Below are 1,561 nucleotides of genomic sequence, written 5' to 3'. Positions count from 1 at the left end.
TGTATTGTCTCGGGGCATAGTTGACGCATGTCTTGGGGCATGGTTGACGGGGTCTCCTGGGGCATGGTTTACATGTGTGTTGGGGCATCGTTGGCACCGGGTACGGGTTTGCGGTACTGGTAGTCGCGGGTGGTGTCGAGGGTCTGTTCGGCGAGGATCTCGCCGGTGGCGGGGTCGATGACGGTGATGATGCCGTGGTTGATTTCCAGTTCCATGGTCTTGCCGGCGTTCTTCCTGCCGACGTTGACGGTGCGCCGTCCGCCCGCGATGCCTTTCTGCCTGATGCAGCCGTCTTTGCTGACCTTGTGGAGTTTGGCGGGGACGGTGACATCCACCCGCGTGGGTTCCGTTCGCTCGGCGACGGGGATCGGCCTGCGTCGTCCGCTTTTCCTTTCGATGGCATCCCGTTCGCGCGCATGCCGTGCTTCCTCGTCGCGCCTGGCTTGTTCGCGGGCGGCGATCTCGGGGTCGGGGCCGGCCTTGCCCTTCGCCTCGTACGCTTCCTTGGGCGTGCGACGGTTCAACGCCCGGTGGGGGCGCTCCTCGTTGTATTCGCGGCGGAACTCGTCGAGCTGCCTGTCGAGCGCGTCGAGATCGCGTGCGAGGGGCCGGGCCATGAGCCATTGCTTCAACGTGCGGTGCCAGCGTTCGATCTTGCCCTGCGTCTGGGGGTGATACGGTTTGCCGTTCTTCTGGCGCACGCCCATCAGGGCGAGCAGACGTTCGAACGATCCCGGTTCGGCCGACAAAAGCCGGGTCGTGTACACGGTCCCGTTGTCGGTGAGCGTGGACGCGGGGATCCCGTACATGGAGCACGCCTCGCGGAACGATGATTCGATCGTCTCCATCGTGACCGTCGAGAACGCGCGCGAATACAGGAGGAAACGCGAATGGTCGTCGAGCCAGGAGACGATCAGCACGTCCGTGCCGTCCGCGAGCGGCCAGTGGGTGAAGTCCGACTGCCACGTCTCGTTCGGCAATGCGGCCTCGAACCTCGCGTACGACGACTTCGGCCGCTTGCGCGGCTCGGGCTTGACCAGGCCCGCGTCCTTGAGGATCCGGTGAATCGTGGAGTTCGCGGGAGGCGTGACGCCCTCGCGCTCCAGGCGGGCGGCGATGGACTCCGCGCCGGCGTCCAAACCCTTGGCGACCAGTTCCCGTCGGATCGCGGCGATCCGTCCGGCCAGACGCGCGTCGGTCCTGTTCGCGATGCGATGCGCGCGCTTGGAACGCGGCAGGAGCCCGACCTCGCCTTCCCGTTCGTACCGACGTTTCAGCTCGTGCGCCCACTGGCGCGTCACTCCATAGCGGCGGGCCGCCTCCGTAACCGGCACGCCCGAGAGGATCGTGTTGACAATGGCCTTGTTACGCAGGAACTCGCTGCGAACATCCCCGTTGCCTTCGACGGATGGTGATGCCGACTGCTGCAATTGTGTATCCATACACCGGTCAACAATCAGCAGACCGTAAACCATGCCCCAGGACACCCGTCAGGCATGCCCCAGGACATGACGTCAACCATGCCCCGAGACATACGTCAACTATCCGCTGAAACTAGACA

The 1,561-nt window shown here is 64.6% G+C and carries 1 protein-coding gene; it reads right to left on the bottom strand.

Annotation, left to right across the window (positions count from 1 at the left end; all coding sequences use genetic code 11):
* Positions 1–68: 68 nt before the first annotated feature.
* Positions 69–1,442 (bottom strand): IS481 family transposase, encoded by a 1,374-nt coding sequence (locus AC1AYX_RS10385; RefSeq protein ID WP_476503409.1) that lies wholly within the window; start codon positions 1,440–1,442, stop codon positions 69–71.
* Positions 1,443–1,561: the final 119 nt, after the last annotated feature.

This window comes from Bifidobacterium sp. LH_419 (genome assembly GCF_056356955.1).
Note: the sequence above shows the minus strand (reverse complement) of the source record. Positions and strands in the feature narration are given on the sequence as shown.